Source organism: Corallococcus llansteffanensis (genome assembly GCF_003612055.1).
In the GTDB taxonomy this organism is placed as follows: Bacteria; Myxococcota; Myxococcia; order Myxococcales; family Myxococcaceae; genus Corallococcus; species Corallococcus llansteffanensis.
Genome location: NZ_RAWB01000555.1, coordinates 1 through 6,593, shown reverse-complemented (window position 1 = coordinate 6,593; position 6,593 = coordinate 1). Strand labels below are relative to the sequence as shown.

The window sequence follows — 6,593 nt, the reverse complement described above, 5'->3', positions numbered from 1 at the left end:
GGTCCTTCCCGCGCCCGGCCCGCCCCGCCACCTGGGTCAACAGGTGGAAGGTGCGCTCGGCGGCGCGGAAGTCCGGGATGGCCAGCGACGTGTCCGCCATCACCACGCACACCAGCGTCACGCCCGGGAAGTCGTGCCCCTTGGCCACCATCTGCGTGCCCACCAGCACGTCGATCTCCCGGCGCGCGAACGACGCCAGCAGCTCTGTCAGCCGCTCCGCGCTCGTCGCCGAGTCCCGATCCAACCGCGCCACGCGCGCGTGCGGCATCCGCTCCGCGACCTCCGTCTCCACGCGCTCGGTGCCGATGCCCAGCTTGAGCAGCGGGCCCGTGCACTCGCGGCAGCGGTCTGGCACCGGGAACGCCACGCCGCAGTAGTGACACACCACCCGGTTCTGCGAGCGGTGGTGCGTCATGCACACGTCGCAGTCGTGGCACTTGAGCGACAGGCCACACACCTCGCACAAGAGGATGGTGCTGTGGCCCCGGCGGTTGAGGAACAGGATGACCTGTTGCCCCTTCGCCACCGTCTCCTCCATCGCCTGGAGCATCTGCGGGCTCAGGATGGGCGCCTCTTCCGTCACCTGCCCCTCACGCGGACGCTCCACGCGCAGGTCCACCAGGCTGATGGAAGGCATGGGCCGGTCATCCACGCGGCTCTTCAGCTCCAGCAGCTTGTAGCGTCCGGCGCGCGCGTTCTGGAGCGACTCCAGCGCGGGCGTGGCCGAGCCCAGCACCACCACCGCGCTGGCCTGCTTGCCGCGCACCACCGCGAGGTCGCGCGCCTGGTAGCGCAGCTTCTCGTCCTGCTTGAAGGACGGATCATGCTCCTCGTCCACGACGATGAGCCCCAGGTTCTCCACCGGCGCGAACACCGCCGAGCGCACGCCCACGGCGATCTTCACCGTGCCCTTGCGCAGGGCCTGCCAGTGGAACAACCGCTCGCGGTCCTTCAGCCCCGAGTGCAGCACCGCCACGTCCCCGCCGAAGCGGCTGCGGAAGCGCCCCACCAACTGCGGCGTCAGCGCGATCTCCGGCACCAGCACCAGGCTGCCCTTGCCCTGCGCCAGCGCGTGCTCCACCGCGCGCAGGTAGACCTCCGTCTTCCCGCTGCCCGTCACGCCGTGCAGGAGGTACGGCTGGAAGCCCCCCGCGTCGACGGCGCCCTGGAGCTCCCGCACCGCCACGTCCTGCTCCGGGGTGAGCCGGTCCGGACGGCCCTGGATGAGCCCCTCGCGCACGCCGGGCTCGAGCGTCACCTCCACCAGCTTCACCAGCCCGCGCGCCGCCAGCTTCTTGAGCGTCTCACGCGCGCCGGGGATGGCGTGCGCCACCTCCTCCAGCTGCGCGCGGCCTCCCACCGCCAGGAGGTACTGGAGCGCGGCGGCCTGGGCCGGCGCCCGGGCAAGCTGCGGCGGGGGCTCCGTGACGAGCGCCTCCGCGAAGTGCTGCACGTCCGCCTTCGCCGCCTTCTCGTCCACCGCGGTGGAGAGGCCCGGCGGCAGCGCGCCGCGAATCACTTCGCCCAGCGGGTGGCGGTAGTGCTCGGCCGCGAAGCGCAAGAGCGCGATGAGGTCCTTGGGCAGCGAGGGCGAGTCGTCCAGCACGCGCTGGATGGGCTTGAGCCGGACGCCGCCCTCCACCGGCGCGGAGGCCGGGCCCAGGTAGAAGCCCAGCGCCATGCCCCGGCCGAAGGGCACGAGCACGCGCTGCCCCGGGGCGAGCGTGCCCGCGAGGGCTTCCGGCACCAGGTAGGTGAACTCCCCGCGCACGGGGCGGCCGACGGCGACGGACGCAAGGAGGGCGGGGGTGGCGCTCACGACGGGGCGCACTGTAGCGGCGCGCTCCCGGGACGACACTTCCCTTCCCACATCCGTACGCCGCGTCCGCAATGGGATGGAACCGCGAGAGGGAACCTCTGCCTCCGTCCCCGGACCACCCAGCGCGAAGTGTTCCTGCTCCATGGCCGACCTCTTCCGCCAACACCCCGACCCCGCCCGTCCTGCACCCGGGATCCACTGTGCCCGGAGCGTCTGACATGCCCCTTGATTTCAAGGCAAAAGCGAAGGGCCCCTTCCGCACATCCCGCGTGCGAAAGAGGCCCTGGGTCACGCCCGGAAGAAGGGGGACGTGCGTGCGGACTAGCGGCCGACGGCCTTCTTGAACGACGGGCGGTTGGCCACCCGGTCCCACCACGCCATCACGTTCTTGTACTGACCGATGAGACCCTGCTCGCCCATGGCCATGAGGTAGTCCATGTACGGGGCCCAGGTCACTTCCGCGAGCGTGAAGTCCTTGCCCGCGAGGAACGGCTGCTTCGCCAGCGCCGCGTCGATGACCTCCAGGGGCCGCTTGATGCCCTCGCGGCCCTTCGCGACGTTGGCCTCGTCGTTGGTGCCCCGGAAGCGCTCCATGACGATCTTCATCGCCGGACCGGAGAAGTAGGACTGCTCCACGGCCATGAACTGCTCCATGAGCGCGTAGGCGCGGGGGTCCGTCGGCGTCAGGGACGTGCCCGGCAGGGTGCGGTCCAGGTAGCGGATGATGGCGCGCGACTCGTACATCATGAAGCCGTCATCCGTCTCGAACGCGGGCACCACGCCGAAGGGCTGGCGCGCCACGTGCTCGGGCGACTTCTGCTCGCCCTTCATGAGGTCGATGTTGGTGAACTCGGCCTCGCGGCCCTTCTCCGCCAGGACCGTGAGGACCTTGCGGGTACACGTGCTCATCGGGTTGCCGTAGACCTTCATGTGGATCGCCTCCGCGCCAGAGGCCGGGGAGATCCCGGCCTTGGAAATGGGCGGCACTTTCCCCGTCAGGCCCACCCATCGCAAGCGATTCAGGGTGACGCGCTACGGCGTGAAGAGCTTGTCCGGCACCGCGGAGCGGTTGTCCGCCTTGAGGGCGGTGAAGCGCAGCACGCGCTGGCCTGCTCGCCACACCTCCACCGTGCGGGGCATCCAGTCCCCGGTGGCCGGCGACGCATAGTCCACGAAGCGCACATCCCAGGCGGTGCCGGCGGTGTCGGTGTAGCGCACGCGCGCGGGACGGAAGGCGTCCTTGTAGACCCAGAACTGGGGCTTGCCCTCGGCGGGGTCTCCCAGGACGTAGGTCACCTCTCCGCCGAAGCGCGCCAGCGAGGTGCGCTTCGTGTCCACGCCCAGCCCCTGGAGGTACGCCTCCTGGGCGAGCTTGGTGTCCTGCACGCTGCCCGCGTCCTGCGCGAGGATGGCGCACACTTGGGCGACGAGCACGGAGACGGCGGGCAGCTCCTTGCCCTCCACGCGCTTCCTGCCGGAGACCAGCACCGACGCGACCTTGCTGCTGCTCTCGGGCGAGCTGGCGTCGAAGCGGCAGCGGCCCGGGACCTTCACCGACAGAACGCCGTCACCCTGGAGGTCCGGGCGTTCGGTGGAGACGTTGAGGGCGGCCCCCGCCTCCTGCACGGCGGCGGAGGAGAAGATGACGGAGCCCTCCACGCGGAAGGCGGACAGGTGCTTCTCCTCGCGCGCGGTGGCCATGCGCCGCAGGATGGAGCCGCCGGGCAGCACGTAGGCGCCGGCGGTGAGGGAGGCAAGGACCACGGACACTGCGATGAGACGCTTCACGGCTTCTCCGTCTTGACGACCTCGCGCATGTACTCCAGGAGTCCTCCGCGCAGGTCGGGGCGCTTGAGCGCATAGGCGATGTTCGCCTTGAGGTAACCCACCTTGTCACCGGCGTCGTAGCGCTGTCCCTGGAACTTGTAGCCCAGCAGACCTTCCGTCTTCTGGAGGGCCGCGAGGCCGTCGGTGAGCTGGATCTCCCCGCCCACGCCAGTGGTCTGCTTCTCCAGGATGGGGAAGATGGACGGGGGCAGCACGTAGCGGCCAATCACCGCCAGGTTCGACGGGGCGGTGCCCTTCTTGGGCTTCTCCACCACGTGGTCGATTTGGATCACGCCGTTGCCCAGGTCCCGGCCGGCCGCGATGCCGTACAGGTGCGTCTCGCTGTCGGGGACTTCCATGAGCGCGATGACGGCCTTCTGGTGCTGCTGGTAGACGCGCGCGAGCTGGCCGATGCCGGGCTCCTCCGCGTCGATCATGTCGTCGCCCAGGAGGACGCCGAAGGGCTCGTGGCCGATGACGCTCTTGGCGCACAGCACCGCGTGGCCCAGGCCCAGGGGCTCCTTCTGGCGGACGCTGATGATGCGCACGAGGTTCGCGATGGCGCGCAGCTTGTCGGCCTCTCCCGTCTTGCCGCGGGCGCGCATCGTGGTCTCCAACTCGAAGCCGATGTCGAAGTGGTCCTCGATGGCGGACTTGCCCCGGCCGTTGATGACGACGACGTCCTCGATGCCGGCGGCGACGGCCTCCTCCACGATGTACTGGAGGGTGGGCGTGTCGACGATGGGCAGCATCTCCTTGGGGACGGCCTTGGTGGCCGGCAGGAAACGGGTGCCCAGGCCGGCGGCGGGGATGACGCACTTGCGGATGAGCTTCGCTGCCTTCGTGTCGGGAGAGGACATGGGCGGGGGAATCTATTGGTGGCCCAGAACCCCAGCAAGCCGGATAGATTCCCCTTCGCCATGCCGCTCCGTGCCATCGCTGTCGCCCTGTCGTTGACGCTGTCCGTGGTTCCCATCGTCGCCCGGGGCGCCGAACCGGCGGAGGAGCTGCGCAACATCGCCAATGCGCGGGCCCTGGGCATGGGCAGCGCCTTCCGGGCGACGGGGCTGGGTGCGGACGCACTCCAGGGCAATCCCGCGGCCATGGCGCTGTTCCCGGCCTACCGCATCGAGGGGACGGGGGCGTACGACCCGCGCCTGAAGCAGGGGTTCCTGGGCATCAGCCTGGCGGACTCCAGCAGCGGCCGGCTGGCGATGGGGGTGGACTACCACTGGCTGAGCCTGGGGCGCGGAGGAGGCCGGACGTCGGCGAACCTGAGCACGCTGGGCGGGGCGCTGCCCCTCACGCAGTCGCTGCTCATCGGCCTGTCGGGGCACTACCTGCGGCTCAATGGCCAGTCGCGCTTCGCCAACTCCATCACGCTGGACGGCGGCATCCTCGTGCGGCTGGGCGAGCAGGTGACGGTGGGCGTGTCGGGGCACAACCTCATCGACACGGACAACGTGGAGCTGACGCGCTACTACTCCGCGCACTTGGGCTACGTGGGGCAGGCGGTGGTGTTCGCGTTCGACGTGCGCGGGGACTTCGAGACGCGCCCCTCCTCGGTGTTCACGTACAACGCGGGCGCGGAGTACATCCTGAACCAGGTGATTCCCGTGCGCGTGGGCTACACCTACGACGGCTTCCAGGGGATTTCGCGGGTGACGACGGGCCTGGGGTTCCTGTCGGGCGGCGGCGGCGGCGTGGACCTGGCGTACCAGCACGACCTGGGCGGGGAGAACGGGCGCCTGCTGGCGCTCACGCTGCGGCTGGCGGTGAACTGAAAGCCTTCAGCGTCCGTTGCGGCCGGCCTCGGTGGGGTCGCGCAGGGCGAGGTAGCGCTCGGAGGCGGCGAAGCGGACCAGCTCCTCCAGCTCCTGGTCGTGGGGGCGGCGGGCGCGCAGCGCGGTGAGGGCGGGTCCGGGGCCGCCGCAGGCGACGAGGCCCGCGCGGTTGGCGGAGTCCCTCGCGGCGGCGGAGAGCAGGGACGCGTCGAAGTCGCGGGTGCCGGGCTCCATCAGGGCGCTCGCGCGCTCCAGGGCCTTGGGGGACAGGGACTCGCGCACGACGCGGGCGTCGTCCCCGGCGCCCTTCGGATCCTTGAGGACGGAGGACAGGAGCGCGAGCGCGCGCAGCAGGTGGTCCTTGCGCAGGGCGCGCAGGGCGAGCAGGTCCGGCGACAGCGAGAACAGGGCGCGTCCGGCGTGGAAGCGCAGCTCCGCGTTGGAGGGAGGCTGCTGGACGAGGAGCCTTCCGATGACGAGGCGCGGGGCGGAGGTGTGCAGCGGGGTGATGTTGGCGGTGTCGTCGTCGCCCGCGACGAGCTCCGGCAGGGGCACGCCGAGCAGGCGCGCGACGGTGTGCAGCGCGTCCAGGACGGCGGCGGCGCCGGGGCCCGCGGAGGCGCGCAGGGGCTCCGTGGTGCTGGCGATGCGCGCCGGGGACGGGAACAGCCGGCACAGCGCGATGCCCACGCAGGCGAGCAGCTCGCCGGCCGGGGTGCGCAGGCCCGGGTGGCGCAGGCCGGCGCGCTCCTGGCTGGTGAGCGGGCCGCGCTGGACGCGGGGCGCGGGCACGTCGCGGCCTTCGAGCGCGTCGGCGAGCTCGCGCATGAGGGCGGCGCGGGTGAGGTCCTTGCGCTGGTCGAAGTGCTCGACGAGGCCGCGGTAGGGCTTCGGGTCCAGCGGGCGCTCGCGCACGAGCTTGAAGACGATGGGTTCGGCGGAGGTGGCGTCGGCGGTCGGCGCGGCGTCCGGGACGAGCGGGGTCTCGCGCGTCTCCGCGGCGCCGACGGTGGGGCGCCCTCCCGCCTGGGGAGGGCGCACGGGGGCGGGGCCGGAGACGGTGCCTTCGGTGCGGCCGGGGCGTTGGATGCGGCGCACGGGGTCCATGCGGCCGGGTGGTGCTTCCCACGCGATGACGCTCGTGGCCTCCACGCGTCCGCCGC

Annotated in this window: 5 protein-coding genes and 1 pseudogene; 1 reads left to right on the top strand and 5 read right to left on the bottom strand. The window is 71.5% G+C overall.

Annotation, left to right across the window (positions count from 1 at the left end; all coding sequences use genetic code 11):
* The 4 genes from priA to galU form a co-directional block, all read right to left on the bottom strand.
* Positions 1–1,963 (bottom strand): replication restart helicase PriA (priA, locus tag D7V93_RS34880; protein WP_244237688.1); only part of this gene is annotated, 1,963 nt, incomplete at its 3' end.
* Between the two features lie 177 nt (positions 1,964–2,140).
* Positions 2,141–2,749, bottom strand: a complete 609-nt coding sequence (locus D7V93_RS34875) for a glutathione S-transferase family protein (protein ID WP_120647483.1) — start codon at positions 2,747–2,749, stop codon at positions 2,141–2,143.
* A 102-nt stretch (positions 2,750–2,851) separates the two neighbouring features.
* The gene (locus D7V93_RS34870; RefSeq protein ID WP_120647482.1) at positions 2,852–3,607 is read right to left on the bottom strand and encodes a LolA-like protein; all 756 of its coding nucleotides are present in this window, start codon (positions 3,605–3,607) and stop codon (positions 2,852–2,854) included.
* Entirely contained in the window at positions 3,604–4,506 is a 903-nt protein-coding gene (gene galU / locus D7V93_RS34865; protein WP_120647481.1) for a UTP--glucose-1-phosphate uridylyltransferase GalU, read from the bottom strand. Before galU ends, D7V93_RS34870 begins: the two co-directional genes overlap by 4 nt.
* Before the next feature lie 60 nt (positions 4,507–4,566).
* On the opposite strand from galU, the gene D7V93_RS34860 reads away from it, so the two are divergent.
* Positions 4,567–5,430, top strand: coding sequence for a PorV/PorQ family protein (locus tag D7V93_RS34860; RefSeq protein ID WP_120647480.1), 864 nt, complete (start codon positions 4,567–4,569; stop codon positions 5,428–5,430).
* 6 nt (positions 5,431–5,436) lie between these two features.
* Here D7V93_RS34860 and D7V93_RS45390 read toward each other — a convergent pair.
* Positions 5,437–6,593: pseudogene (locus D7V93_RS45390) on the bottom strand (hypothetical protein); the annotation flags it as partial.